At 40.0% G+C, this 25,821-nt stretch carries 27 protein-coding genes and 1 pseudogene; 22 read left to right on the top strand and 6 right to left on the bottom strand.

The features are described 5' to 3' along the window. The first annotated feature begins 62 nt into the window (after positions 1-62). The 16 genes and pseudogenes from AC0L6R_RS21440 (at position 63) to AC0L6R_RS21365 (ending at position 16,273) form a co-directional block, all read left to right on the top strand. Positions 63-3,053, top strand: coding sequence for a tetratricopeptide repeat protein (locus AC0L6R_RS21440; protein WP_473273064.1), 2,991 nt, complete (start codon positions 63-65; stop codon positions 3,051-3,053). A gap of 3 nt (positions 3,054-3,056) precedes the next feature. Beyond that, positions 3,057-4,775 (top strand): TonB-dependent receptor, encoded by a 1,719-nt coding sequence (locus tag AC0L6R_RS21435; protein ID WP_473273063.1) that lies wholly within the window; start codon positions 3,057-3,059, stop codon positions 4,773-4,775. Positions 4,776-4,844: 69 nt separating this feature from the next. After that, a complete protein-coding gene (locus AC0L6R_RS21430; RefSeq protein WP_473273062.1) occupies positions 4,845-4,976 on the top strand; it encodes a hypothetical protein in 132 nt (43 codons plus the stop codon). Positions 4,977-5,124: 148 nt separating this feature from the next. Next, positions 5,125-5,640 carry a hypothetical protein gene (locus AC0L6R_RS21425; protein ID WP_473273061.1) on the top strand — a complete coding sequence of 172 codons (516 nt, stop codon included), beginning with the start codon at positions 5,125-5,127 and terminating at the stop codon, positions 5,638-5,640. A gap of 1 nt (position 5,641) precedes the next feature. Further along, positions 5,642-6,328, top strand: coding sequence for a MotA/TolQ/ExbB proton channel family protein (locus tag AC0L6R_RS21420; protein ID WP_283411175.1), 687 nt, complete (start codon positions 5,642-5,644; stop codon positions 6,326-6,328). 5 nt (positions 6,329-6,333) lie between these two features. Next, positions 6,334-6,724: pseudogene (locus AC0L6R_RS21415) on the top strand (ExbD/TolR family protein). A 4-nt stretch (positions 6,725-6,728) separates the two neighbouring features. Beyond that, entirely contained in the window at positions 6,729-7,685 is a 957-nt protein-coding gene (locus AC0L6R_RS21410; protein WP_473273060.1) for an energy transducer TonB, read from the top strand. A 49-nt stretch (positions 7,686-7,734) separates the two neighbouring features. After that, complete coding sequence (locus AC0L6R_RS21405; RefSeq protein ID WP_473273059.1) at positions 7,735-9,030, top strand: bifunctional folylpolyglutamate synthase/dihydrofolate synthase; 1,296 nt, start codon at positions 7,735-7,737, stop codon at positions 9,028-9,030. Continuing rightward, entirely contained in the window at positions 9,031-9,690 is a 660-nt protein-coding gene (gene trmB, locus AC0L6R_RS21400) for a tRNA (guanosine(46)-N7)-methyltransferase TrmB (protein WP_473273058.1), read from the top strand. It begins immediately after the preceding gene. A 137-nt stretch (positions 9,691-9,827) separates the two neighbouring features. Then, positions 9,828-10,526: an SIR2 family NAD-dependent protein deacylase gene (locus tag AC0L6R_RS21395; protein WP_473273057.1), complete on the top strand. Its 699-nt coding sequence runs from the start codon at positions 9,828-9,830 to the stop codon at positions 10,524-10,526. 49 nt (positions 10,527-10,575) lie between these two features. Further along, the gene (locus AC0L6R_RS21390) at positions 10,576-11,511 is read left to right on the top strand and encodes a DUF5996 family protein (protein WP_473273056.1); all 936 of its coding nucleotides are present in this window, start codon (positions 10,576-10,578) and stop codon (positions 11,509-11,511) included. Positions 11,512-11,596: 85 nt separating this feature from the next. Next, positions 11,597-12,718 carry a serine hydrolase domain-containing protein gene (locus AC0L6R_RS21385; protein ID WP_473273055.1) on the top strand — a complete coding sequence of 374 codons (1,122 nt, stop codon included), beginning with the start codon at positions 11,597-11,599 and terminating at the stop codon, positions 12,716-12,718. After that, positions 12,715-13,503 (top strand): hypothetical protein, encoded by a 789-nt coding sequence (locus tag AC0L6R_RS21380; protein ID WP_473273054.1) that lies wholly within the window; start codon positions 12,715-12,717, stop codon positions 13,501-13,503. Before AC0L6R_RS21385 ends, AC0L6R_RS21380 begins: the two co-directional genes overlap by 4 nt. After that, entirely contained in the window at positions 13,475-14,050 is a 576-nt protein-coding gene (locus AC0L6R_RS21375; protein ID WP_473273053.1) for a hypothetical protein, read from the top strand. Before AC0L6R_RS21380 ends, AC0L6R_RS21375 begins: the two co-directional genes overlap by 29 nt. Positions 14,051-14,072: 22 nt before the next feature. Continuing rightward, positions 14,073-15,092 (top strand): L-glyceraldehyde 3-phosphate reductase, encoded by a 1,020-nt coding sequence (gene mgrA, locus AC0L6R_RS21370; RefSeq protein WP_473273052.1) that lies wholly within the window; start codon positions 14,073-14,075, stop codon positions 15,090-15,092. A gap of 26 nt (positions 15,093-15,118) precedes the next feature. Then, on the top strand, positions 15,119-16,273 hold the full coding sequence (locus tag AC0L6R_RS21365) for an MFS transporter (protein ID WP_473273051.1): 1,155 nt from the start codon (positions 15,119-15,121) through the stop codon (positions 16,271-16,273). 110 nt (positions 16,274-16,383) lie between these two features. Here the strand turns inward: AC0L6R_RS21365 and AC0L6R_RS21360 are convergent, their stop codons facing one another. Then, on the bottom strand, positions 16,384-17,175 hold the full coding sequence (locus tag AC0L6R_RS21360) for a hypothetical protein (RefSeq protein WP_283411164.1): 792 nt from the start codon (positions 17,173-17,175) through the stop codon (positions 16,384-16,386). A 198-nt stretch (positions 17,176-17,373) separates the two neighbouring features. Here AC0L6R_RS21360 and AC0L6R_RS21355 point away from each other — a divergent pair, with 198 nt between their 5' ends. Both AC0L6R_RS21355 and AC0L6R_RS21350 read left to right on the top strand, forming a co-directional pair. Beyond that, on the top strand, positions 17,374-18,498 hold the full coding sequence (locus AC0L6R_RS21355; RefSeq protein ID WP_473273050.1) for a pyridoxal phosphate-dependent aminotransferase: 1,125 nt from the start codon (positions 17,374-17,376) through the stop codon (positions 18,496-18,498). Next, on the top strand, positions 18,498-19,037 hold the full coding sequence (locus AC0L6R_RS21350; protein WP_473273049.1) for a GNAT family N-acetyltransferase: 540 nt from the start codon (positions 18,498-18,500) through the stop codon (positions 19,035-19,037). Before AC0L6R_RS21355 ends, AC0L6R_RS21350 begins: the two co-directional genes overlap by 1 nt. Positions 19,038-19,054: 17 nt before the next feature. Here the strand turns inward: AC0L6R_RS21350 and AC0L6R_RS21345 are convergent, their stop codons facing one another. The 5 genes from AC0L6R_RS21345 to AC0L6R_RS21325 all read right to left on the bottom strand — a co-directional run bounded on the left by AC0L6R_RS21345 (position 19,055) and on the right by AC0L6R_RS21325 (position 23,210). Continuing rightward, complete coding sequence (locus tag AC0L6R_RS21345; RefSeq protein WP_473273048.1) at positions 19,055-19,468, bottom strand: hypothetical protein; 414 nt, start codon at positions 19,466-19,468, stop codon at positions 19,055-19,057. Further along, positions 19,465-19,953: a hypothetical protein gene (locus AC0L6R_RS21340; RefSeq protein ID WP_473273047.1), complete on the bottom strand. Its 489-nt coding sequence runs from the start codon at positions 19,951-19,953 to the stop codon at positions 19,465-19,467. Before AC0L6R_RS21340 ends, AC0L6R_RS21345 begins: the two co-directional genes overlap by 4 nt. 8 nt (positions 19,954-19,961) lie before the next feature. Beyond that, on the bottom strand, positions 19,962-21,683 hold the full coding sequence (locus AC0L6R_RS21335) for a phage tail family protein (protein WP_473273046.1): 1,722 nt from the start codon (positions 21,681-21,683) through the stop codon (positions 19,962-19,964). A 35-nt stretch (positions 21,684-21,718) separates the two neighbouring features. After that, positions 21,719-22,003, bottom strand: coding sequence for a hypothetical protein (locus AC0L6R_RS21330; RefSeq protein WP_473273045.1), 285 nt, complete (start codon positions 22,001-22,003; stop codon positions 21,719-21,721). Between the two features lie 247 nt (positions 22,004-22,250). Continuing rightward, positions 22,251-23,210, bottom strand: a complete 960-nt coding sequence (locus tag AC0L6R_RS21325) for an NRAMP family divalent metal transporter (protein ID WP_473273044.1) — start codon at positions 23,208-23,210, stop codon at positions 22,251-22,253. A gap of 514 nt (positions 23,211-23,724) precedes the next feature. On the opposite strand from AC0L6R_RS21325, the gene AC0L6R_RS21320 reads away from it, so the two are divergent. Genes AC0L6R_RS21320 through AC0L6R_RS21305 form a run of 4 tightly spaced genes read left to right on the top strand, consistent with a single transcriptional unit; the run spans position 23,725 to position 25,818 of the window. Continuing rightward, positions 23,725-24,117, top strand: coding sequence for an alpha/beta fold hydrolase (locus tag AC0L6R_RS21320; protein ID WP_473273043.1), 393 nt, complete (start codon positions 23,725-23,727; stop codon positions 24,115-24,117). Beyond that, entirely contained in the window at positions 24,098-24,343 is a 246-nt protein-coding gene (locus AC0L6R_RS21315) for a hypothetical protein (protein ID WP_473273042.1), read from the top strand. The genes AC0L6R_RS21320 and AC0L6R_RS21315 overlap by 20 nt, the downstream gene beginning before the upstream one ends. Before the next feature lie 10 nt (positions 24,344-24,353). Next, positions 24,354-24,584, top strand: coding sequence for an alpha/beta fold hydrolase (locus tag AC0L6R_RS21310; protein WP_473273041.1), 231 nt, complete (start codon positions 24,354-24,356; stop codon positions 24,582-24,584). Continuing rightward, positions 24,574-25,818: a DNA recombination protein RmuC gene (locus tag AC0L6R_RS21305; protein ID WP_473273040.1), complete on the top strand. Its 1,245-nt coding sequence runs from the start codon at positions 24,574-24,576 to the stop codon at positions 25,816-25,818. The genes AC0L6R_RS21310 and AC0L6R_RS21305 overlap by 11 nt, the downstream gene beginning before the upstream one ends. The last annotated feature ends 3 nt before the right edge of the window (positions 25,819-25,821 follow it).

Genomic DNA, 25,821 nt, shown 5'->3' with positions numbered 1-25,821 from the left:
GGAATGACATGATTTTCACTTTTCGAGATTTCGTCTGGCTCTACTAAATAAAATACAAACAGATGAAATATCACCTTGTGCTCCTTGCGAGCCTTGGACTTAGTATGGAGGCGTATTCCCAGTCTAGCCTCTATCAGACCAGTCCTCAGCAGAAGCTAGATCACAATCTAGCCCTTTTTGATAAGCAGCTTTTTTCTGCAAGTATTTATGATAATACCAGACTGCTTGAAAAACCAGTAAACTCTGGGCAAGCAAAAGCTGCAGAACTAAATCGAGCCATGTCGGCACTTCAAATAGAAAGTCCTGACGGTCCTGGTTTAATGAAAAGCTACATTTACGATCACGGAAACGACCCCTCGGTGACTACTGCGGGATTATATTTGGGAGATCATTTTTTCTTTAAAAGGAATTTCGCGGAGGCTATCGATAGCTACAAACTGGTTGATGTAGAAAAGTTACCATTGGAGCAACAAGCGGAAGTACTATTTAAGCAGGGATATTCTCATTTTCAGTTGAATCAATACGCAGAAGCTGCTCCATATTTTGATAAAGGAAAAGCATTAAATCAACAGGCGAGTTTTGACTCCTACTATTACAGTGGTTTTATCGCAATGGAAAATGGGAATACTGGAAAAGCAATTGCTGACCTTCAAACAGCTTCACAGTCCCCATATTACGCCAATAAGGTTCCCTATCTACTGGCAGCACTGTATTATAAGCAAGGCAGCTATGATCAGTTGATCAGTTATGCAGAGCCTAAGTTGACGAATGGTCAGAATTTGGAGAAAAAGGATTTGATCTATTTATATCTTGCTGAAGCGTATTATGCAAAGAAAAATTTCCCAAAGGCTGCCGAAAACTATGACGCTTTCATTAATTCTCGTCCTAGCGAGGAACTAGGAAGAAATGAAATTTATAAAGCTGGAATTTCGCAGTTTGAAATCAAAAACTATCAACGTGCGACGGATTATCTGAAAGTGTCCGCGTCTTCTACAGATGAGATTGGCCAAGCATCAAGTTATTACTTGGCCCATTCCTATTTAAAGTTGGAGAATTATCAATTTGCCTCTACTAGTTTTCAGTCAGCTGCGAAGTCTGATTTTAATTCTACTATCAAAGAAGAGTCAATTTTTAACTATGCTAAAGTGAACTTGCAGAAAGGAAGTTTCCAGGATGCAATTACAGCATTAGATGAATATGTAGACAATTACCCTTCGGGAAAATACAGAGCAGAAGCAGAGAATTTACTATCTGAAGCACTTGTAAATACTAACGATTATTTACGTGCCATTGATCAGATGGACAGAATTACCAATAAGTCTCCAAGAATACAGGAGGCTTATCAGAAAGTGGCTTTTTATCAGGCAATGGTTTACTACCGTGATCAGAAATGGAACCCAGCGTTGGCATATTTAGATAAGTCATTGAAGTTTCCAGTTGATAAAAACCTAGTGTTGGACTCTTACTTCTGGAAAGGGGAAATCAGTTCTGCAGCTGATAATTTACCGCAGGCTATCAAGTCCTACGAGCAGGTGCTTAGCAATCGTCCTTCTGGAAATAATGGCACTGTCGCTAAAACCTATTATGGACTTGGTTACGCTTATTTCAACACCCAGCAATATTCAAAGGCGGAAGATCAATTCAGGAGATTTACAGAGAACAGACAGATCATTGCTAATAAACAGCAATACGATGATGCACTTTTGAGATTGGGGGATTGCTATTACGTACAGAAGAGGTTTGGTGAAGCCGCCTCTACTTTCCAACGGGCCATTAATGAGGGGAATTCAGGTGTGGATTATGCTTATTACAGATTGGCAGTTGTTCAGAATTTCCAATCCAGAAATCAGGAAGCGTTAGGACAATTGGATGTCTTGATTTCTCGCTATCCAAATAGTCTTTATTACGAAGATGCATTATTCCAGAGAGGGCAGATTTACATGGAAGAGACGAGCTACCAAGCTGCTTCTGTGTCATTCTCTGATTTATTAAGTTCCAAGCCGAATAGTCCATTTGTCCCTTTTGCTTTGGAAGGCAGAGCTGTAGCAAATTTCTCGCTTCAGAATTACGATCAGACGATTAAGGATTACAGTACGATCCTGAATAACCATCCAAATTCAGAAAATGCAGAAACTGCTTTAAAAGGCCTTCAGGAAACCTTAGCACTTCAAGGTAGATCTGGTGAATTTTCAGATTATTTGACAAAGTATAAAGGTGCAAATCCAAGTAATGGAAGTGTTCAGTCATTAGAGTTCGAAGCTGCGAAAGGTACTTATTTCGATAAAAACTATTCTCAGGCTATTCGAGGATTTGAAAATTACCTGAAAAGCTATCCGCAGTCAGCTCAGCGTGCAGATGCACTTTATTTCTTAGGAGATAGTTATATGCAAGTAGGAGATACAGAGAAGGCTCTTGCTCAATTTAAAACCTTGGAAAATGAGCCAGCTTCGCCACAGAGACTTCGAGCTATGCAAAAGATAGGTGTGATAGAATTGGAAAGAGGAAACTTTGCGCAAGCGATTCCTTACCTCGAAACTTCAGTTCAGAATGCCCGCAGCAAACCAGAAGAAGCAGAAGCGGTTCAAGGTTTGATGATTGCGAATTTTGAAACTAGAAAATATCAACAGGCAATCACACAAGCTGAGCGATTGGCGACTTTAGATGGAGTGATTCCAGAATCTTCACCTAAGGCATTGCTGATCAAAGCGAAATCTCAGAATGCATTGAATCAGAAACCTCAAGCTGAGTTAACGCTGACTGCTTTGGTAGCTGATTATAAAACCGAGCAAGGTGCTGAAGGGCTTTATTTGCTGGCATTAGCTTCACAGGAAAAAGGTGAAATAACGCAGTCGAATGAGTTGATATTTGATCAGTCTGGCCCATTTGTCAATTACGATTACTGGTATGGGAGGATCTTCCTACTCTTGGCAGATAACTATGTGAAAAGTGGGGAGGAGTTCCAAGCGAAAGCAACTCTGGAATCAATCGTAGAGAATTCTACCAATGCAGAAATTAAAGAAATGGCTCAATCCAAACTTCAAACTCTTAAGTAAACCATGAAAAAGTTAGCGAAAACTATCCTTTTGACAGGGATTATCGGTTTGACATCCGGATGGGCTATGGCTCAAACACAGCAACGTGGAGCTGTAACTGACCAGGAATTTGTGATCAGAAAAGACCGTGTACTCACAGTGCCAGTGCAGCCTAGGATGTATGAAAAGCTTCCAGTCTTGCCTAAGCCAACAGGTTTAAGCGAGTATAATTATTTGGTGACCAGCTACCCTTTAAATCTGAAACCTTTGGAATTGAAGGCCGAACCTTCACAAAAAGTGTATACGCCAGAGAGACTGGACTTGTATCAAGGATACATTAAAGCCGGGTATGGTAATTTTGCTTCTCCACTTTTGGAGGCAAGGTATATGGGAACTGACATTACTGACTTCAATTATTCATTACAGCTCAACCACCAGAGTTTTGGGAAAGGGCCGGTTTTGGCTGAGGAGTCTAAAGAGGCACATACCAATTTGGGTTTTGATGGTAGCTATTTCACCGATCTTTTTGAGGTTTTTGGAGGGCTGAGCTGGAATCAGGATAGCTATCAATTTTATGGATTAGACCCAAATTATTTGACGGATGAGACTGGGCAATTTAAAGGCTTTGATGGAAATGTCCTGCATGCAGTTGAAGCGAAAGCAGGTATCAGGGAATTAGAAAAAGTTGGCCCGATTTCATATGAAGCCCAATTGAGTTTTAGAAACTTTACTGATAGCTATATGGTGAAGGAAAACCAGTTTGGTGCAGAGGGAAGTTTGACCTTTAGACCTACAGAAGATTGGGCAGGGAAAGTGGGATTATCCTATTTTTCTACGAGTCCTGAAGATGTAAACTATTCTTTGAAAAGAACCTATTTTGCTGTTCGACCTACCATTTCCTATAAATACGAAGCATTTAACTTTACAGCAGGATTGAATCTAGTTTCAGAAAATGATTCTTTGGAAGATAAATCAAGTGATTTTCATGTGTTTCCTATATTGAAAGCGAATTACCAGTTTGCTGAGGAATTTGGCTTTTTTGCGGAATTCTCCGGAGATGTTCAGAGAAATACTTACTACAGTTTTGTAAGTGAAAACCCTTATTTGGGACCAAGTGATCAATTGCTTAATACCATCCAGAATTACAAGGTAGAAGGAGGAATAGAAGGTCAGTTTGGCGGAGCATTTAGCTATCGTGGCGCGATCAATATGAGTCGTTACAATCAGATGCACTTCTTTGTGAATAACTATACTAACAACCTTGTGACAACTGATTCAGCAAGGTTCAGTCTGGTGTATGATGACAAGACTACAGTTTTCAATATCAATGCAGAATTGGGTTATAAATTCTCAGACATGTATTCTCTGAATAGTAGATTGGATCTCTATCAATACGATTTAAGTACACAGGCTGAAGCTTGGAGTAGACCTGTTTGGGAATTAAGAGTCAATAATCAATTCACTCCGATTCAGCGGTTAATAGTTCAGGCGAATTTGAATTTAATGGGCGGGATCAAAGCTCGTGGTCATGATATGAGTGATATTTTTGGAGAAAGTGGACCTTTCGAAGTAGTGAAATTGAAGACCATCGCTGATCTGCAACTAAAAGCAGATTACGGAATTACTGATAGAATTTCAATTTTTGCCGAAGGCAACAACCTACTTAATGGTAAAAATATGCGGTGGTTAAACTATCCTACAAGAGGAATTCAGTTTATTGGTGGAGCTTCTTTTAAATTCTAAGATTTGTTTAAGGCTTTGGGTTGGGGTTTAGGCTCATTTCGTTTAGTTTCGTAACATTCCCCGATAGAGATGACTGATAAAACTACAGGTAATAAGCATTGGACAGATCCAAAAGACTATGGGCTTCCTTATGTAGAAGTTGTGCCTTTGACTCAAACTGAGGCAGCTAAGAAAAGAGGAAGAAGTTATAGCTCCAGTTGATGTAAGTGAAGTTAAAAAGAGAACAATACAATCTGTAAAACCTTCTTTTGTCGAAGCAGAAAAAGTCTCTAAACCTGAGCAAAAAGCACAAAAAGTAGAGCAAAAGAAATCCAATAATTCCTGGGTTTGGATCGCAGCTCTTTTAGCTTTGGCAGTAGTTGTAGTTATTATCTGGCAAATGAATAAATCTGTAATGCCAGTTTCAGAATCTAAAGAGGTAGTGGCTCAATCAAGGGAAGCTGCTGCAGGGGAAGAAAAAGATGAAGTTGCCATCAATTCTACCCCAACTGAGGAATTACAAATAATTGATAATCAACAAACTATTTCAGATTCTATAACTTCTGTTTCGACTGTCGCAGAATCAGTCCAAACTGGTACAACTATTGCGTCAGAGGTATCAGGAACTTTGGTTCGAGTTGAAGAAAAAGCTGATCGACCTCAATTCTATATTATCGTAGGAAGCCTCCCAAATGAGGCTTTAGCTTTGGAAGAAGCAGAGAAATATAAGAGCAGAGCAGAGACAGTTTATCTGATTACGCCATACCAAGATGTCACAAACTATCGTTTGGCTATAGGAACTTCAAGAGGCTGGACAGCCATTAATGAGGAGTTAGCTCGAGTTAAAGATCAGTACACAGAGGATTTATGGATTTTGAAATATTAATATGATTCTACTTCAAACGCTCTCTACAGATACACTTTCTGCAGCAGATAGCCTGGCGATGGGTGCCACCAATACTGATATAGGACTTCTTGACCTTTTAATCAAAGGCGGTTACATGATGGTTCCGCTTTACTTATTGTTCATTCTTGCGATTTTCATTTTTGTCGAGCGATTAATCACCCTCAATAAAGCATCCAAAACGTCTACTCATTTGATGGATCAGGTGCGAGTGCTCGTGCAAAGTGGCCAAACTGAAAAAGCCAAAATTCTTTGTGCTGGTGAACATACTCCGGTAGCAAATATGATAGCAAAAGGAGTGGAGAGAATTGGTTCTCCATTGAAAAATATCGAAGTAGCTATTGAAAATGTTGGTAAAATCGAGATTTATAAATTGGAGAAAAATTTGAATCTCTTAGCCACTGTATCAGGTGCAGCTCCTATGATTGGATTTTTAGGGACGGTTGCTGGTATGATTCAAGCATTTATAGCGATAGCACAGGAAGAAGGAATGGTTTCTCCTAAGCTTCTTTCCGAAGGTATCTATGAAGCTATGATCACTACTGCTGCAGGTTTGGTGGTAGGTATTGTTGCTTACTTAGGTTATAATTTTCTAGTATCGAAAGTGTCGAAGCTTGTCCATAACATGGAATATTCTTCAATAGAATTTATTGATTTGCTTCAAGACTAATTACTATGGGACTTCAAGCTAAAAATAAAGTAGATCCAGCATTTAGCATGTCATCAATGACAGACATTATTTTCCTGTTGTTGATCTTCTTTATGCTTACATCCTCCTTCATCACGCCTTCTGGCTTACCTGTCAATTTGCCTTCTAGCGAGACTTCAGACATCGTAATGCAGGAAGTTACCGTTACAGTTACTAAGGATCTTAAATATTCAGTTAACGATCGAATCGTACCGAGGGAACAAATTAAGGGAGAATTGACTTCTTTACTTAAGGATAAGAAAGGTCAGGTCGTGTTGCACATAGACAAAGATGTACCAGTTGAGTACCTTGTGGAGATCGGAGGAATTGCAGGCAGGATTAGAAGCAAATGTTTCAATAGCAACAAAACCATTCTAAAGCAATGGAATACTGGAATGCAGATAAAATAGAGAGTGAAAGCAAAAAGAAATCGTGGATAATCACTATTATCTTCAACGTGTTGCTTTTGATTGCGCTCTATTTTATTGTGGTCTGGAAGCAGCCCGTTCCACCCTTGCCAACTTTTGGTTTGGAATTGAACCTAGGATTTACACCGACCGGTTCAGGTGAAAGAAATAGTCCTGCACCACCATCTGAAACTCCAACACCAGTAGTAGAAGATGCTGCTTCAGGCCAAGTCGCTGAAGTGGTAACTCAACCAGCTACACCTCCCCCAAGTCCAAAAACTGAAACGGCTAAGCCTACAGCTCAGCCAAAACCTTCTGTGAATAAGGCTGTCACTACGAAGCCTTCTCCGATCAGAGGAGAGGAGAAAGCTACAGAACAAACTAAAAAACCTGAGCCAGTTAAGAAAGAAGTGGCTAAACCGGTGGAAACTCCAGCAAAAGCTGAAGAAAAAGAAACTGTGCAAAAAGCTCCTGAAAAACCAAAAATCGATCAAAGAGCAATCTTTGGTGCAGGTGGGACTTCAGGTAAAGGAACTACTCCAGCTTCTGGTGGAGCTCAAGGAACATCTAAGGAAAAAGGTGATGAGGGGGATCCGAAAGGAACTGTTGACGGAAGAGCAATCATGGGTGTTGGGTCTGGAAAAGGAGCTAACTCTGGTGATGGTTACAGCTTAGATCTTGCAGGATGGGATTTCGCACAGCGACCTAATATTAATGATAGAGTATCTACACGAAATGGTAGAATTGTTTTTAAAATTACCATTGACGATTTGGGTAGAGTAGTGCAGGCAGTTCCCTTGGAATACAATGTTTCCAATGATGTACTTGCTTATTACCGTCAGGTAGTCAACCAGATCTCTTTCAAAAAACAAGGTGGAGCTGCAGCTGAGTTCTCCACTGGGAAAATCACGTTTGTTATTAAGGTTGATTAAGCAATGAATTACCAGGTAGACGCTGGATTACTTGTTTAACTCCCTTCCTATGTTTCAGAGAGTGGGAGCATCTGCTTTCAGAAAGGATCTAAGGAGTACAATTGCACTTTGTGATCACCTAGGAAATCCCGAAAAGAAATTCAAATCAATTCACGTAGCAGGTACAAATGGGAAAGGAAGTTCCTCCCATAGTTTAGCAGCAATTTTTCAAAGCGCTGGTTATAAAACCGGACTTTATACTTCACCCCATCTCAAATCTTTCACTGAGCGAATCAGAATTAATGGACAGGAAATAAGCCCTGAGCTAGTTGTTCGGTTTGTGGAAGAAAACAAGAGCTTTCTAGATGAACTCAAACCAAGCTTTTTCGAAATGACAGTTGGAATGGCATTCTGGCATTTTGCAGAGCAGGAAGTAGATATTGCAATCATAGAGGTCGGTATGGGCGGGAATTTCGATAGTACGAATATTATCACTCCAGAACTTTCTTTGATCACCAATATAGGTTATGATCATGTGCAGTTCCTCGGAGATACCTTGCCTTTGATTGCAGGAGAGAAAGCTGGAATTATTAAGAAGGACGTTCCTGTGGTGATCAGCGAAACCCATGAAGAAACGAAAGCTGTTTTCTTGGAAAAAGCCAAGACGATGAATGCACCCATCACTTTTGCGGATCAAAATTGGAAAGCTAGTAAAGAGTCGGAAGAAGACGGCAAGGCGATTTTCAGCATCCAATCATTCAATCAATCAGAGGAATTAAAGTGGTCTGTGAAGACACAGACCACGGCACTGGGAGAAGAAACGATTGATCTGTTTTTTGGGCTTAATGGGAATTATCAGAAGTACAATCTGCCGGGAATTCTTGAATCCGTAGCTCAAATGAGGCAAATGGGCTGGAATTTGCCAATTGAGGCAGTTTTGGAAGGCTTGAAAAATGTCACACAATTAACTGGCTTGAAGGGCAGATGGCAGACGTTGTCCTTCAATCCAACAGTGATTTGTGATACTGGACACAATGAAGCAGGATTTCGAGAAATTCTTTCCCAATTAGAAACTTACACTTTTGAACAGTTATGGTTTGTCATTGGGATGGTTCAGGATAAAGATATATCCAAAGTGTTATCCATGCTTCCAAAATCGGCAAACTATGTCTTTTGCGAAGCTAAACTCCCAAGAGCGTTACCTGCCTATCAATTAGCTGAAATGGCAGCTCCTTTGGGCTTGACAGGTGAAACTATTCCTGATATAAATGAAGCTTTAGCATTTGCGAGAAAAAATGCAGCGGAAGATGACTTGATTTTTGTAGGAGGGAGTACTTTTGTGGTTGCAGAAATCGAAGAGCTTTAGATGAGTAGAAAAAAACTGGTTCGCTTCCAAGAAAACGAGGAGAACCCAAATGTAATCCAGGCTGGTAAGCCAATTTTTGAAACGATCAAAGGAAACTGGAATGAAGTACAGTTTCAAAATCCGAATCCTATTGTAGTTGAACTTGCCTGTGGTAGGGGTGAGTTTACCGTGGGATTGGCCCGTAATTTCCCTAATCAAAATTTTATTGGTGTAGATATCAAAGGAAGTAGAATCTGGAAGGGCAGTTCGACAGCTACTAAAGAGGGGATTCACAATGTGGCATTTCTAAGAACCCAGATTGAACTTCTCGAAAAGTACTTCGCTGCAGATGAGATTTCTGAGCTTTGGATTACTTTCCCAGATCCATTTCCTCGGGATGGGGATGAAAAGCGTAGATTGACATCTCCGCGTTTTTTGGATATGTATAAGCCTATGTTAAAGAAGGATGGCTTTTTGCACTTCAAAACTGACAATACGGATCTATTTAATTACTCATTGGAGCTATTCCAGTCCAGAGAAGATATAGAGGTTATTGGTTTTACGCATGATTTCTATCAATCAGAGTGGAAGGACGATCACTTTGGAATTCAGACCCGCTACGAAAAAATGTTTTCTGACAAAGGAGAAAAAATCAAATATCTAAAGTGTAGGTTTATTTGAGATTGAATAATTTTCTCAGACTTGCGCAGGCAAATTTCTTGGATTAAAAAAGGGATAATCAGCTACCTTTTACAGCGTTGATCTGTATGAAGAGATGAGCGTTATCCGTCTAATGTTTCAATTTTTCACAATAACTCATGAGCAAAAAGAAGCATTTGGTAGTTCTAAGTGGTGCAGGGATTTCTGCAGAGAGTGGCATCAAGACTTTTCGGGATTCTGGTGGACTTTGGGAGGGTCATGACGTGATGGAGGTGGCTTCACCTGAGGGGTGGAGAAGAAATCGCATGCTTGTACAAGATTTTTACAACCAACGCAGAAAACAGCTTTTGGAATGTGAACCGAACCTAGCTCATTTCACCCTAGCAAAATTAGAACAGGAGTATGATGTATCGATCATCACTCAGAATGTGGATGACCTGCATGAGCGCGCTGGATCCACAAAGGTTGTTCATCTTCATGGGGAGTTGAAGAAAGCTCAGAGTACTGTGGATCCAACATTGGTTTATGACTTGGATCACTGGGAGATCAAAGAAGGGGATAAATGCGAGCGTGGAAGTCAATTGAGGCCATTTATAGTTTGGTTTGGGGAGCAAGTACCTTTGATGGAGGAGGCGAAGAGAATTGCTTCCAGTGCAGATATTTTCGTGGTGATAGGAACTTCACTACAAGTCTATCCAGCTGCAGGACTGGTTGATTTTGTTCCTTCACACAGCAAGGTGTTTTTGATCGACACCACTAATCCGGGGGTTCGCCTGGATAAAAAAGTTGTTTATATCTTGGAAAATGCGACTTCCGGCATAATTACCCTTGAAAATATGCTAAAGTCTGAAATTTAATTTTTGTTCAGGAAGGAAAACCTATAAATTGAAGAATAAACTTTTACCTATGGCACCTAAAAAGAATTCTTGGCCAGTATTTCAATTTGAAGAAAATAAAGATACCATTTACCTGTTGCATCAATGGACGCAGATAGTAGGTAAGGTTAGACTGAAAAAATCTCCCTGGCAAAATCATTCCTGGCATGTTTCTTTATATGTTGATGCTCAGGGATTGACAACGGGGAATATTCCTTATGAGGGTGGGGTGTTTGAGATTAAGTTTGATTTCATTCATCATGAGTTGAGGTTGAAAACCAGTAATGGTACCCGTGATCGCTTTGCGCTTGGAGGACAGACTGTTGCAAGTTTTTATGAGCAGCTGATGGAAAAATTGAAGTTTTTGGGGATTGATGTAAAAATACATGAAAGTCCCAATGAAATTCCGGATCCAATTCCATTTCCCAAAAACAAGAAAAGAATCATGTACCAAGCAAATACAGCCCAAAGTCTTTGGAAAGTGTTGGTACATATTCAAAACGTTTTTGGCTTTTTTAGAACGAAATTCACAGGAAAAAATAGCCCTATTCATTTCTTCTGGGGATCTTTTGATTTAGCCTATACACGTTTTTCTGGAAATAAAGGACCGGAATTTAAAGGTCAGGTTCCAAATATTCCTGCTTCCGTCATGCAGGAAGCGTATTCACATGAAGTGTTTAGCGTTGGGTTTTGGCCTGGTAGCGAAGCCTTCAAAACTCCGGTTTTCTACGCCTACAGTTATCCAAATTATGATGACTTCAAGGATGCTAAAATATCTCCAGAGAAAGCGTATTGGAACAACGACATGGGTGAGTTTATGCTGACCTACGAAGATGTGCAGAAGTCTGCAGACCCGACTAAGATGCTTCTTGAATTTCTGCAGAGTACTTACGAAGCTGCGGCTAAATGTGGGAATTGGAACCGTGAAGATCTTGATTGTGATTTCTCGCATATGGGAAAGAAGTGAAGGCAAAGCCGGTTTTCCATGGTTTGGTTGAAACCATGGAAAATTAAAGATTACAAATCTTTATCGATCAAAAGTTCTTTTTACTATGACCAAGAAAATCAAAGTTTTATTATCTGTTTTGGTTTTCTGGGCTGCTCTATTTATTGCTTGGGAATGGTGGCATAGCTTCCCTAAAGTCCGAGTAATATCAAATACGCAGGTAAATACCGTCCAAGATGGAGTAGATTCGATTTTAAAGTCAGCGATGTTGACCTATTTGCTGCCTAGTATATCTGGCGCAATAGTCAAAGATGGCAAGGTTATTTACTTGAATGCTTTCGGTTTTGAAAATCTGGAAACAAAGGATTCCCTTACTGTGGACAGTAGGGTTTTAGTTGCTTCCATATCTAAAATCTTTATTGCCTTAAGCGTCGCGAGTTCATTTAAGGATAGAGGAATCCGGCCTTCTGATTCTTTATATGCTATAGAATTAGGGCCAAGTCTAAATTTCTCACCTCTCGGCAGTATTCGAATAGATCATCTTTTATCTCATCAGTCTGGTATCCGAGATAAAACCTTTTCTGAGAAAATTCTTTCTTTTTCAAAATCCCAAAATTTAAATGAGTGGGGGGTAGAATTTATCTCGAATCTGGCGACCTATCATTCTGATTCTAGCAACTATAATTATGCAGATTCTAATTACGACTTATTAGGTTTTTTGCTCACAGCTAATGATGCTACTGATTTGGATTCATTTGTGAAATCTCATGTGTTTGAGCCTTCCGGGATGACAAACTCTGAATTTGTGAGTGAATGGCCAATGAAAGAGAAAGGTCTAACTGGTTATCAGAAGACCTTCATCTGGAAAAGAATTGAGCCAAAAAGGATTAGCTTCCCCGTACTTCCTTCACCATCCTCAGGTTTGGTCACTACAACCAAGGATATGAGTATGGCAATGGTTCAACTACTTAGGGGTGAAAATGGTGCCTATCAAAAAGCTCTTGACTGGCTTATAATTGAAGACGACGACGTACCCTTGGGTTTTCAGAAAACGCAAATCAATGGAAGTGAATGGATAGGACATTTTGGGGGCCAAGCGGGTTATTCCAGTCTTTTGTTTTATTCTAAAGAAACAAAAACGGCCATTTTTTTATTTGCAAACTCCCGTGATAAATCTGATTTCAGAATTGAAATCGCGAATCAAGTCATCTCATACCTTTCTCCATGAAACTATCTTTTCCACACCCCATCATCATTCTCCTAGGTTTTATTATTCTAGCAGCATTATCAAGCTACTTTATTCAATCAGGAAGCTACGAACGGGTTTTAGATCTGGAGTCAGGAAGAGAAATAATTGTACCCGGTAGTTTTCATAGTATTGAAGATCGAAATGCGAGTATTTACGATATCGCACTTTCGATACCAGAAGGAATCATCCTTGGTGCAGATGTTGTAGTCTTGATCTTGCTTATTGGAGGCGCTTTTTATGTGATAGAAAAGACAGGGGCGCTTCAGGAGGGAATTACTGCGCTGATTTATCAATTCAGGAATAGGCAGTATTTGTTACTGTATATAATTGGGTTAATTTTTGCCTTTTGCGGAGCAACAATTGCGATGCAGGAGGAACTCATTGCTTTAGCTCCAATTTTAATTCTTCTCGCTAAGAAAATCAATTATGATGTGAGGGCGATTGTGGCCATAGCACTTGGTTCTGCGCTAGTAGGAGCCAGTTTTTCTCCAGTCAATCCTTTTGGGTCCTTACTGTCCCAAACGATAGCTGAACTCGATTTCAATGAGGGATTTGCCTATCGAATGGTTTTTCTCATTTTAGCAATTTTGATTTGGTGTGGTTATCACATCAAGTATGGCAAACTCAAAACTCCCTCCGAAGAGGCTATTAAGTTAAAGCCTGCAAAAATATCTTTGCAGCATTCAATGATTCTCTTTTTAGCTTTTGGAGGTGTAGTAGTTATGGCTTGGGGGATTGTCTACAAAGATTGGGGTTACGAATGAAATGAGTGCTTTGTTTTTTATAGTTGGGATAAGTTGTGGTCTTATTGGCAAAATGGGAATCAACGGTACCGCCAGAGCATACACAGCAGGGTTCGGTGAAATGATTTTTGCAGGAGTGATTGTAGGTTTAGCGCGAAGTGTTTATTTGATTTTGCAAAATACTTCGATCATTGACCCTATTATTCAAGGTATGTTTCAACCACTGGAATCCATGCCAACACAAATTGCAGCGTTGGGCTTGTATCTGAGCCAAGCACTCATACATCTACCTGTTCCTAGTACCTCCGGACAGGCCGTTTTGACTACACCTCTTGCGGTACCACTCATGGATTTGTTGGGCGTTTCCCGGCAAATAGCTGTTCTGACGTATCAGTATCCGGCTGGAGTGATGGATCTAATTGCGCCTACAAATGGAGGTATGATGGCTGTGGTAGCTGCGGCAGGAATTAAATACAATAGCTGGATCAGCTACTTATGGAAAAGTTGGCTACTTCTTATGGCGTTAGGTTTGATTTCAGTTTTTATCGCTCTATTTTGGTTTGCTTAATCAAACAATAAAACCAGGAATAATGGATATAAACGATCATTCCCCGCTTTTACCTTACCAACCTGCAGCCGACCGTTATCATCAGATGAAATATCGTAGATGCGGAAATAGTGGCTTATTATTACCGGAAATCAGCCTAGGCCTGTGGCATAATTTCGGGCATAATGCAGACTTTACACTTGGTCGTTCCATTCTTCGAAGAGCATTTAATCTTGGAATTTGTCACTTTGATTTGGCTAATAATTATGGGCCTCCATTTGGATCTGCTGAGGAAAATTTCGGTAGAATCATGAAAAAAGACTTTTCATCCTTAAGAGATGAATTGGTAATATCATCAAAAGCTGGCTGGGATATGTGGCCAGGTCCCTATGGTAACTTTGGCTCTAAAAAATATTTGGTGGCCAGCTGTGATCAAAGCTTGAGGCGTATGGGGTTGGACTATGTAGATATTTTCTACCACCATAGACCGGATCCAGATACGCCACTTGAAGAAACCATGGGCGCACTTGACCTTTTGGTAAGACAAGGAAAGGCGCTTTATGTAGGTATTTCTCAATATTCTGCAGAAGAAACAGCAAGAGCTTATGAGATTTTGGAAAGACTTGGAACTCCACTTTTAATTCATCAGCCAAGGTATTCTATGATTGATCGCTGGGTTGAAAATGGGTTGATGGATGTTCTGGGTGAAAAAGGAGTAGGAAGTATTGCATTCTCACCTCTAGAGCAAGGGCTTCTTACGGATAAATACCTCAAAGGTATCCCTGAGGATTCCCGTGCTGCTAAAGATGGTAGATATTTAAAAGCAGCGCAGATTTCTGAGGAGAAAATCTCCATGATTTCTAAACTGAATGATATTGCGATTAATAGGGGACAAACGCTGGCTCAAATGGCTATTGCATGGTTACTCAAAGATCAGAGAATCACCTCTGTTTTGGTTGGGGTATCTAAGCCTGAGCAATTAGATGATAATGTCTCAGCGGTTAAGAATTCTTCTTTCAGTCCAGAAGAAGTGACTTCTATCCGTGGAATCTTAGGAGCTTGAAGTCCCGGTTAACATCTCGAAGTGCTTTGATATTGATCGTTTTTGCTCAATTTCTAGGCACTTCGCTTTGGTTTGCAGGAAATGCTGTTGCGCCTGAAATCAGCCTTATCCTTGGAATACCTGAAATTTTAGCAACCATCACTTCTGTGGTACAGCTGGGATTTATCTTGGGTACTTTACTATTTGCAGTTTTTTCTATTCCAGATCGCTTTTCTCCAAGTAGGGTGTTTCTAGTAAGCTCCGTGCTGGCAGCCAGCTTTAATTTATTGATTGTGGTTCTGCCAATGCAACTGACGGTTGTGCTTATTTGTCGCTTTATGGTTGGTTTTTTCCTTGCAGGGATTTACCCTGTAGGAATGAAAATCGCTGCAGATTACTTTCAAAAAGGGTTGGGGGCAGCCCTAGGTTTTCTGGTGGGAGCTCTGGTTTTGGGAACTGCATTTCCTCATCTGTTGAAAGGTCTAGACTTGAATTTTTCTTGGCAACATGTACTTTTATTTACCTCCGTGCTAGCATTGTTGGGCGGCGGAATAGTTGGATTTTTTGTTCCTGAAGGTCCTTTTCATAAAATTAATCCTCAATTTGATATTCGGATTTTACCAAAGCTTTCTAAAATCAAAGCATTAAAAAGTGCAGCTTCTGGGTATTTTGGCCATATGTGGGAGCTCTATACTTTCTGGGCATTTGTGCCTGTACTGATTGGTTTTTTTAGGGGAAATGACACAATGCAAGCAAATGACAGTTTGCTCTCCTTTTTTGTAATAGCAGCAGGTGCATTTTCTTGTGCGCTTGGAGGTATGGTTTCAAATCGAATCGGAAGTTCAAGGGTAGCTCAACTAGCACTAGTTGGATCTGGAGTATGCTGCATTTTGGTGCTTTTTGCCGCTGGATTACCAAGCTGGATTTGGATAGCTTTGCTTTTAATTTGGGGTATATTCATCACAGCTGATTCACCACAGTTTTCGACCTTAGTAGCTCAAAGCGTACCAGCAGAATATAGAGGTACAGCACTTACCCTTGTCAACTCATTGGGTTTTGCACTCTCGGTTATTAGCATTCAATTAGCTGAATACCTCCTAAATTCGTTAAGAATTGATGTGGCGCTTGCACTGCTAGTTATAGGTCCTGTTTCGGGTCTTTTGCTCTTTAGGTTTTATGCTAGTCAAAAGGGAATTGAATAAAATAGTGTATATGTTATGATATTAGGATCTGCTGTTTACATACAACGTTGTTTTTTAGCAATAAAAAAGGAGGCTTTTTTCAAAGCCTCCAGACGTAAGTTACAACCGGACTATCGAACTACGTTTTCTAATGTTGCTAGATAAACCCACTTCTGATCTCTAGAATTTAACCCTTCATTTACAGCTATTCTTTGCTCTTCTGTTTGAGTCATATCCTCATAGGATTGAGCATTAAAAAACTGCATATAATCTTTGTATACATTCATTGTCAAGTGAGTTGATTTAGCTTCTGACCCTAGCGGGAGTGCGGTCCTGAGTAAACTCCAATGCCCCATTAAACCCTGCTCTACAAATTTCTGATGTATAGGCTTGAAAATCTCTGATTCTGCTACCTCATACGTCTCGAAGTTACCTTCCTTTGCTTTCATCAAATCAAAAGAGGCTAAGACGCCGGGTTTCATCTGGAAATTATCGTTTGTCTTTGCTATTTCTCTCATGTAGAGCCTCATTGGCATATCACGCATGCTGAGAGATTCCTGAAACAAATTACTTACTTGAATACTACTTAAATGTGGATAAGCTATTCTGGTATATTCCATCATAGAATGTTCATCTAGTCCATTCATCATTTTCACAGGATCATCGTAATAGGTGACCATAATGTATTGGAAATCTGAGTGATCTCCACCGGATTGCAAAGACCAGAAGTCCCAGCCTTTTATCCTTTTGTCGCTAAGAGCCTGGCGATAAACTTTTTCCATTAAATCTTTAAATTCGATATAGTCAAAGAGTTGATCGTTTTCCACCTTGACAAATTCGAATACCATATATTGTGTTTGTTGAGCCTTGAGACTACTTACCCAAAGCATCCCACAGACGAAGAAAAGTAATAGCTTTTTCATGAATATTTGGGTTTAGGGTTAATTTTGCTTTTGTATAATTTAAATAAATATTTTGAGCCACAAACAAATAATAATAGATAATTTTATGTGAGTCTATTTTTACCAAATATGCTATTATTAATAAAAATACTTTAATGATGAAAATATTTTAATACGTGTGGTAATACATTATTATTTTAACAATTAAATGGTGAAATCGTGTCAGGAATATCAAGAAGATCATGGATAAAAAAAGCCTCTTTTGGTAGTGGCTTAGCTGCATTAGGATCGACTGGACTATTTGGTTCTCTTTCTGCAGAGGAAATCAGAAAATATAATCCTAGACCAATTGATTCAATCGTACGCCTAGGTTCTAATGAGAACCCATATGGGCCTTCTGAATCTATGCGAAATGCAATGACGAAAGGGTTTGATAATGGATGCCGATATCCATGGGGATTCAATGCTGACTTAGTCAAAATGATATCCGAAAAAGAAGGGGTTCCTGAAGACCACATTGTGTTAGTAGCAGGTTCTACTGAGGGATTGAAAATTGCCGGGATTACTTTCGGGGGTGGCGGAGAAATTATTTCATGTTCACCTACTTTTTTATCAATGATGAGTTATGCTGAGCTTTGGGGTACAGATATCAATTGGGTGCCATTGAATAAGGATTTAGACTTTGATTTAGATGAAATAGAAAAGCGCGTTTCCTATAAAACCAAGATGGTTTTTCTCTGTAATCCTAATAACCCAACTGGTAAATTGCTTCCTGCAGATCAGGTGGTTGATTTTTGTAAGACTGTCAGTAAACAAGCCGTGGTCTTCTCTGATGAAGCATATTACGATTACATTTCAGAACCGAATTACCCTTCAATGGTTGAGTTGGTAAAGCAGGGGTATGATATAGTTGTTTCCCGTACTTTTTCAAAAGTCTACGGTTTAGCGGGAATAAGAATGGGTTATTTGATTGCAAAACCTGAGTTGGCCAAATTGCTTTCTGACCGTGTGGTTGCCAATACAAATATTATGGCAATTGAGGCGAGTAAGGCAGCGCTCCTCGATAAGGATTTTTACCAATTCTCTATCCAAAAAGCCAATGAAGCAAAAGCTCTGCTTACCCAAACTTTAGATGAATTGAATCTTCCCTATTTAGATTCCCATACCAATTTCATCTTTTTCCATTCAGGTAGAGATATCAAAGAATTGAATAAAACGATGTATGACAGAGGCTTTATCATCGGTAGACCTTTCGAACCATTAAATGACTGGTGTAGAGTTTCTACTGGTACCATCGAAGAGGTCAAACTTTATAATCAAGCAATCACAGAAGTTTTAGGCTAATGCTCAATCAGAATTTAGTTTTGGAAAATGATAAAATCCTGCTCAGACCTATGAATAGGCAGGATTTTCCTGTTTTGATGCCTTTGGCAAATGATCCAAGTCTTTGGACTTATTTCACATATGACCTTAGCATTCCTGAGGAGTTCGAAGAATGGGCGAAGCCTGCTTTAGCAGGAAGTCGCCTGCAATTTTTGGTTTGGGATAAGCAACTCAACCAAGCTGTGGGAAGCACCGCTTTTGGGAATTTTTCTGAAAGAGACCAAAGGATAGAAATTGGTTGGACTTGGCTAGGTAGAGATTTCCATGGTACTGGTATCAATCAAGCGATGAAACTTCCGATGTTGGAATATTGCTTTGAAACTCTAAAACTTAAGCGTGTTGAAATCAAAACTGATGTGCTCAACATGCCTGCCCGCAAAGCGTTGCTGAAATTTGGAGCGGTAGAGGAGGGAGTGCTGAGAAGCCATACTTTACTCACCCACGGACGACGTAGAGATACTATTTATTACAGTGTGCTGGATAGTGAATGGAATCGATAATCAAACTCAAAGCCTGGTTATTTCTGATTTCCTATGCCTGCAAGTACCCAAGGATTGCCTAGAAGATAGTAATTCCTGATTACATCAGTTATTTCTCTTGATTCCTCTTTTATGAGTTTTAAAACTATACCAGCAATACTAGCGATCGGTGGATCTTTGGAAGCTGCTAGCCATGCTGCTGATAGGATCTGGTTCGCTTCTGTATTTATTTTATTAGGACTTGCTAAAAGACATTTAGTGGCTCCACTGCGGTACCAACTTAGAGCGATATTCTCACTACCATAATAATCTAGTGTAGAACAGGTAAACCAAAGTGTCGCATTAAGTGGTTTTTTCGGAATATGAGCGAGCAACTCTTCTTTCCCCAAATGGCCATAACCTCTTAGTAGATTTGCCTCTCCATGGCCCCAATAAACCCAATTACCAGTCATAGTGGAGATTGCAGATAATATCTCGGATTTGTAAAAATCGCCTGGGTGGAAACTTCCGCTCCCGCTTCTGACCAAAGGTTCAGCATATTAGTATAGGGCTGTTGGTATTGACAAGTCAAATGTGTTTTAGGAGACGCCTCAGTTTTATAACAGAGAAAGTCCAATAATGTATCCTCTAATTCCTTCCATTCATCTGCGAAAAAGATTGAATTTACCACAGGACGAAATTTCTCATTACATAGTATAGGTGGCCAATCTTGTATTTTATTAACCTCAGCCCAGGAATGTGGCAACACTACTAATGTTGAATGTGCGGCATGCTGGTCTACTGCCGCATATAGCCGATTTAAAAATGTCTCAGAGTCTAAGTAAAGAACATCAGGAATGGAAATGGTGAAAAAGCGAGGTTGAAATTTATTCAACCTCGCTACTAAAAATCCAGCTGGTAAAGACCATGATTCTGGTATTACAATCGCTTTATTCACTTAAAAAATTATTTATTTATGAAAACAAGGTTGCTGCTAAGTTGCAAATCCTTTAAAGCAAATCGGTTGATTACAAATCGTGATTTGTGGACTTGCTTAGCATAAGGACGAAGAAGGTCAACTGGAATTTTGGTCCTTTGCCCGTCAAATTCTGCTTTCCAGAATTCCTCGACCAAAACTGCCTGTTGCTCTCTTTCTAAGTTCAGCAGCTTACCATTAGCCTTTTTCAGGTCATCTTCTGAGAGGTTGTACGCTTTTCCAAAGAACTGAGAATGCAAGGCTTCAATCATATAAACGCCACCCGAAGTAACTGCCTGCCATACGTGAGTAAGTTCATGAATTAGGGTTGCCATTGATAAAGTAGCACCTGACTTATGGTTGATTACATACATCGTGGTGAATGGGCGGTTTTTATTCATCCACATGATCAAATCAGCAGCAAGGCTAGCGTCGGTTAATTTCACGCGATCTAAGTCAATTGAAACCCCAAAAACTTTTTCAGCCTCAGCTCTTTCACTTGCATTGAGGCCCCGGTGTGATCCAAATATATCCATCAAAATAGCAAAAGTAACTGCAGCAATACTTGCTCCTAGTTTTGTTGCTTCGATCATCAAGGTCACGGCAGATTTACCAATTTCGATTAAGCCTTTGATTAACCCTTCTCTAAAAGCATCTCTTACATTGGTGATAATTTCCTTAAACACTTCTCGCCAATGATTTACTGTGCCAACAATCGCTGTAATCAGCGTGCGAATAACAGATACTGATTTTTGGGCAATGACTTCAAGAATTTCCTTCATTCTAGTCCAAATGATTCGTAATGCTTGCATGAGTTTTCTTGCCTCTGCTGCCACAAATCTTGCAATGTCATTGATTATTGAGCTTAGAGAAATAGCTAAATCTTTCATTGCTCCAATAATTACTGACAATTGCTGAGCAGTACGAGTAATCACTTCTTTTAGCATACTGAACACTGTAGTACCCAAATCTTTCAGTGCCTCTATGACTACTCTAGCGATTAACCGCGTTTGATTGATCACTGCCTGCATTATTTCCCGAACCGTTTTCCCAACTCTTTTCAGCTCCTGAACCAATCTTTTACCGAAATCAAGAGCAAATCGATTTAATCTTGAAATGAAGTCTATGACTCTTTTTCCAGCACTAACTAGCGCTCGTACAATTGCGTTTAGGCTAGATGCCGCCATTTTTGCAATTTCAATCAGGAGTGAAGTGAATGAGCCAAGAAGTTCTTCTAGCTTTTTAAGAACCTCTTTCAAAATACTTGTTGCTTGATTGATTGCCCAGTTAATAATGTCCAAGGCCTTTTTACCAGCTTCTAAAATTGCCTGTACAAATTTTTTCACCGCTGAAATTCCCTTTTTCACCGCTTCGGATAATAACTGTGAAATAGATTTTCCTGCAGCTAGTACCGCCTCTACAAAGTCATCTATTTTTGCTTGTGTCCAATTGACCACTTTGGCGACTGCATCTGCCAGATTTCTGCCAGCTGCAGCAATTGCATCTGCTACAGTATTTATTGCTCCCACTACCGCATCTACTACATTACTAGCTGTGTCCTTGATCCAGCCCCAAAGTCCATCTGTTTCGTCCGGTACAACTCCAGTTTTCAGGATTTTGCCTGCAGCACTCATCCATTCTGCTACATCTTTGATGTCCCCACCTTCTCCGAAGTAATCCTTCATCATATCTCCAGCTTCGGATCTTTTCAAACGAGCTATCTGATGAACTGAGAAGTGGTGCTTGTTTATTTTTTAGAAAAACTCTTCACTACCACTTTTCTGGACTCTGGTTTTGCTTTTGATGACCATGATGCCAATTCAAAAGCCTCTTCAAAATCACCCTGCTGACTTCTTAGCAGAATGGCTTTGGAGGTTAGGTCTAGATCTGTACTACTTTTTCCCTCACTACCTTTCAAGACTTGTGCGAGGTTTTTTCTATCGACATGCATGACTTGCATAGTCTGGAACTTTGCTTTTAGGCTTCTACTTGCCTGTAATTTTTGTAATTGAGTATCATTAAGATTTCCCATTTTGATAAAAGTTTAGAATATAAAAATTGATGTTAAATAATATCCCGAAGTTGGGGTATTCAGATTTTCTATGGAAATAATAGAACCAGTGATATTATTGATTTGAGCCATTTCCAAATTAAAAATTGGCAGAAAATGCACCTAGTATTAAAACTGGGATAGTGTTGACGACTAATTGGTTGGAAAATGCGGAAAATAAAATGAGAGGTATATAAGGAATTGCAATGAAAAAGTTGAAGGAGTGTATCTAAAGACTAACCCCCAAAACCGCCAGGATACTTTTTAATCCAAGCGCCAAGGTGATCAACCAAATTAAACCCGCTAGGATGGTGTGCCCAGGTTTATTTCGGAAGTTGCCAAGAATTTCTTTTTGCGAAGCAATCCAAATAATCCATCCACTGATGAGAGGAAGAAGAACTCCATTTGCCAATTGAGCAAGTGTGATTAATTGCACAGGTTTGATTCCTAAAGAGGCAAATAGTAAGCCCAATCCGACTATTATTCCCATAGAAGCTCGCATAGAGCTTGAACGGATTTCCTGACTCCAGCCCATTATCCCGCATATCACCAATCCCGCCGCTAGTGGAGCAGTGATGCTGGAAGTCAATCCTGCTGCCATCAATCCAAAGCCCATAAGATACTTTGCAAAGCTACCGAAGACCCCTTCCAGACCTTTGGAAACATCAATTGCGCTGGATATTTCGCTGCTTGAATTCGCAGCTCCTACCATTAGAATAGCCATGGAAACAAGTCCGCCCAATACAATAGAGATAGCAATATCTCTTCGCATCCAAGAAATGTCATTAGATCCTGACCAGCGGTTTTTAGCTAAACTGGCATAAAGAAAAAGGTTGTAGGGAACAACAGTTGTCCCGATCAAAGCAACCAGCGTGGGAAGACTTTCATCATTCCAGTTTGGGATAAATCCTGCAAAAACAGCTGACCAATCGGGATTTGTGAGTATGGCCGTAACGGAAAAAGCGACGGACATGAATATTACTAATCCTACCAAGACTCGCTCCAGCGCTTTATAACTTCCTAGCCATAATACTATGAATGCTACAAGACCTAAAATGAGATTCCCGGTTTGCACTTCAAAACTTGAAAAATTTAGAACCGGTGCGTCCCAGAAAACCTGCAGGCCTAAGTTTGTTCCAGATATATTTCCCGATTCATAAGCGGCATTTCCCAGACCGATTGCAGTCAATACGAGGATGGAAGAGAAAATTCTAAAAAGAGGTTTTCCGCCTGTTACGGATCAATTGGCTAAGATCCTGACCGGTAACTAGTCCAAGTCTACCCGAAATTTCCTGTCAAATGACGGTTGAGATTATTGATAAACCCAAAGCCCAAAGCAAGGCAAAACCAAAATTCACACCAGCTAGCGTACACACGGTAACCGTTCCCGGACCAATGAAAGCTGCGGCGATAATGGGACCGGGCCCTAGATTTTTGAAGAATGATTTAATACTCAATGTTTATCTTTAATGGCTAGGCCAGAGTATAGGATAGTTTTTGTACTTTTTGAAAACTCAGGGGATTTAAAACAAACTCAAAAAAGCCGAATTTATGGTTTGGATCAAACGAATTTTGAAAGTATTGACGGTTATTGTTTTATCGTTTGTATTCTTTTTGCTTTTACTTTTTAGAAATGATATTCCGGCAGAGGAGATCGAGCAGAATACTCAACCCCACAATCTCATTTTATTTCAATAGATGGAATGAATGTCCATGTGCGGATTATGGGAGAAGGTGATCCTATAATTCTTCTTCACGGAAGTTTTTCTTCCCTTCATACTTGGGATGCTTGGCAGCAGGAGCTAAGTCCTTATTTTCTGACAATCTCAATAGATTTCCCAGGCTATGGACTTACAGGTCCCGATGAGTTGAAGCGGTATAGTTTGACTGATTACTCTCTTTTAGTTTTAGAATTATCCGAAAAGCTGAATCTAGATAAATTTCATTTGGCGGGTAATTCGATGGGTGGAGCTGTAGCTATGCAAGTAGCTTCCACTAGGCCGGATAAAATTCTCTCATTAAACCTAATTGATGCATCAGGCGCTCCTTCCTCAACTAATGTGGATTTAGCTTTGAATGAGTCAAAAGAAAAGTGATCCTTGGATTTTTAAACTGGCAAAGAACCCAATTCTATCATCCATACTTTTGAAATGCACACCGAAGTTTCTTTTTGGAATGAATATGAAACAGGTTTATGCTGATCCAAAGAAGGTCACCGATGAGGCAATTACCCGATATTATGAATTGATGCTACGAGAAGGGAATAGGAGGGCAACTTTGGATAGACTAGGATCGCCCCGGGGAATCACGAATAGACTTTGATCGTATAGATATGCCTACTATGATCATGTGGGGAAATGAAGATTCATGGATTCCTGTCGCTCAGGGATATACTTTAGAGAAAACTATTTCCGGGTCCAAATTAGTTGTTTTTGATAATGCCGGGCATGTGCCTATGGAAGAAATACCGACGGAATCTGTCGCTAAATATCTCTCATTTTTAGGGGTGGAGGTACGAAAGGACTACTTTCAGGAACCCAAACTGATGACTTATGCCGATTGAGTATTTGATTATTCTAGTAATCATTCTTCAAGTGATTTTTATGCTTCTGTTTTTTCTGAGAAAGAATAATGAGCAGGAAAAATCTTTTTTGCAATCAGAACTTGCTAGAATGAGTAGAGAGCTGGAAGTGGCCTTGGCTCAATCCAGACGTGAAGCTAGTGAGAATCTGACAAATCAATTTCAGTTGGTTTTTAACAGTATTCGGGCAAATTCCAAAGATCAAAATGAGGCTTTGAAATCATTTGGTGAGGTTTTTCGTCAAAATGTCCAGGAATTCAATACACTGCAGCGGGAGAAGTTTTCCGAATTGAATAGGCGTCAGGAAGACTTGATGAAAACCACAGAGTTGAGGTTGGAGAAGATCCGGGAAACTGTGGATGAAAAGCTCCAGAAGACGCTGGAAACACGCCTTGGGCAATCCTTTGAAATGGTCAGCAACCAACTTCAGGCTGTGCAAAAAGGGCTAGGCGAAATGCAGAGCCTTGCTTCTGGGGTCGGTGATTTGAAGCGTGTTTTGACCAATGTGAAAAGCAGGGGAGTCTTAGGTGAATATCAATTGCAAGCGATTTTGGAGAATTTGCTTTCTGCGGAGCAGTATGTATTGAATGCCGAGGTAGGAAAAGGGAATCGGGAGCGAGTGGAATTTGCTGTGAAAATGCCAGGTGAAAATGATCCGGTATTATTGCCGATTGATTCTAAATTCCCTCAGGAATCCTATTTGAGGCTAGTAGATGCTTATGAACTTGCTTCAAAGCCTGAGATCGAATTGAACCGAAATGAGCTTTTCAAAGCAGTGAAAAAAGCAGCACTCGATATTCAGAATAAATATATTCATCCACCTTACACTACTGATTTTGCAATCCTGTTTCTCCCAGTAGAAAGTCTCTACGCAGAAATCCTACGTGAACCAGGACTCACTCAGCAGATCCAACAAGATTACAAAGTACTTGTGACCGGCCCGACTACACTTTCAGCCATCTTGAATAGTCTTCAGATGGGGTTTAGGACTTTGGCAATTCAAAAGAGAAGTTCTGAGGTTTGGCAGGTTTTGGGAGCGATTAAAACTGAGTTTGGCAAATTTGGTGAGCTGATTGAAAAGACTCAAAAAAAGCTCTCTGAGGCAAACTCTGAGTTGGACAAACTAGTAGGTGCTAGAACAAGAGTGATTCAGCGAAAGTTAAAGGACATTCAGGAATTGCCAGAAGCGGAAAGTAATAAACTACTTGAGGACTGAAGT

The sequence above is a fragment of the Algoriphagus sp. 10J20-15 genome, from assembly GCF_055809615.1.
This window is presented reverse-complemented; position numbering and strand designations above follow the sequence as displayed.

What these genes read in the sequence shown, in the direction of transcription:
- AC0L6R_RS21390 (WP_473273056.1), top strand. Translation starts at nt 10,576, where the DNA reads ATGGCACCTAAAAAGAATTCTTGGCCAGTATTTCAATTTGAAGAAAAT.
- AC0L6R_RS21440 (WP_473273064.1), top strand. Translation starts at nt 63, where the DNA reads ATGAAATATCACCTTGTGCTCCTTGCGAGCCTTGGACTTAGTATGGAG.
- AC0L6R_RS21305 (WP_473273040.1), top strand. Translation starts at nt 24,574, where the DNA reads ATGCCGATTGAGTATTTGATTATTCTAGTAATCATTCTTCAAGTGATT.
- trmB (WP_473273058.1), top strand. Translation starts at nt 9,031, where the DNA reads ATGAGTAGAAAAAAACTGGTTCGCTTCCAAGAAAACGAGGAGAACCCA.
- AC0L6R_RS21360 (WP_283411164.1), bottom strand. Translation starts at nt 17,175, where the DNA reads ATGAAAAAGCTATTACTTTTCTTCGTCTGTGGGATGCTTTGGGTAAGT.
- AC0L6R_RS21430 (WP_473273062.1), top strand. Translation starts at nt 4,845, where the DNA reads ATGACTGATAAAACTACAGGTAATAAGCATTGGACAGATCCAAAAGAC.
- mgrA (WP_473273052.1), top strand. Translation starts at nt 14,073, where the DNA reads ATGGATATAAACGATCATTCCCCGCTTTTACCTTACCAACCTGCAGCC.
- AC0L6R_RS21315 (WP_473273042.1), top strand. Translation starts at nt 24,098, where the DNA reads ATGAGTCAAAAGAAAAGTGATCCTTGGATTTTTAAACTGGCAAAGAAC.
- AC0L6R_RS21405 (WP_473273059.1), top strand. Translation starts at nt 7,735, where the DNA reads ATGTTTCAGAGAGTGGGAGCATCTGCTTTCAGAAAGGATCTAAGGAGT.
- AC0L6R_RS21385 (WP_473273055.1), top strand. Translation starts at nt 11,597, where the DNA reads ATGACCAAGAAAATCAAAGTTTTATTATCTGTTTTGGTTTTCTGGGCT.
- AC0L6R_RS21345 (WP_473273048.1), bottom strand. Translation starts at nt 19,468, where the DNA reads ATGACTGGTAATTGGGTTTATTGGGGCCATGGAGAGGCAAATCTACTA.
- AC0L6R_RS21435 (WP_473273063.1), top strand. Translation starts at nt 3,057, where the DNA reads ATGAAAAAGTTAGCGAAAACTATCCTTTTGACAGGGATTATCGGTTTG.
- AC0L6R_RS21350 (WP_473273049.1), top strand. Translation starts at nt 18,498, where the DNA reads ATGCTCAATCAGAATTTAGTTTTGGAAAATGATAAAATCCTGCTCAGA.
- AC0L6R_RS21410 (WP_473273060.1), top strand. Translation starts at nt 6,729, where the DNA reads ATGGAATACTGGAATGCAGATAAAATAGAGAGTGAAAGCAAAAAGAAA.
- AC0L6R_RS21310 (WP_473273041.1), top strand. Translation starts at nt 24,354, where the DNA reads ATGCCTACTATGATCATGTGGGGAAATGAAGATTCATGGATTCCTGTC.
- AC0L6R_RS21330 (WP_473273045.1), bottom strand. Translation starts at nt 22,003, where the DNA reads ATGGGAAATCTTAATGATACTCAATTACAAAAATTACAGGCAAGTAGA.
- AC0L6R_RS21320 (WP_473273043.1), top strand. Translation starts at nt 23,725, where the DNA reads ATGAATGTCCATGTGCGGATTATGGGAGAAGGTGATCCTATAATTCTT.
- AC0L6R_RS21395 (WP_473273057.1), top strand. Translation starts at nt 9,828, where the DNA reads ATGAGCAAAAAGAAGCATTTGGTAGTTCTAAGTGGTGCAGGGATTTCT.
- AC0L6R_RS21420 (WP_283411175.1), top strand. Translation starts at nt 5,642, where the DNA reads ATGATTCTACTTCAAACGCTCTCTACAGATACACTTTCTGCAGCAGAT.
- AC0L6R_RS21380 (WP_473273054.1), top strand. Translation starts at nt 12,715, where the DNA reads ATGAAACTATCTTTTCCACACCCCATCATCATTCTCCTAGGTTTTATT.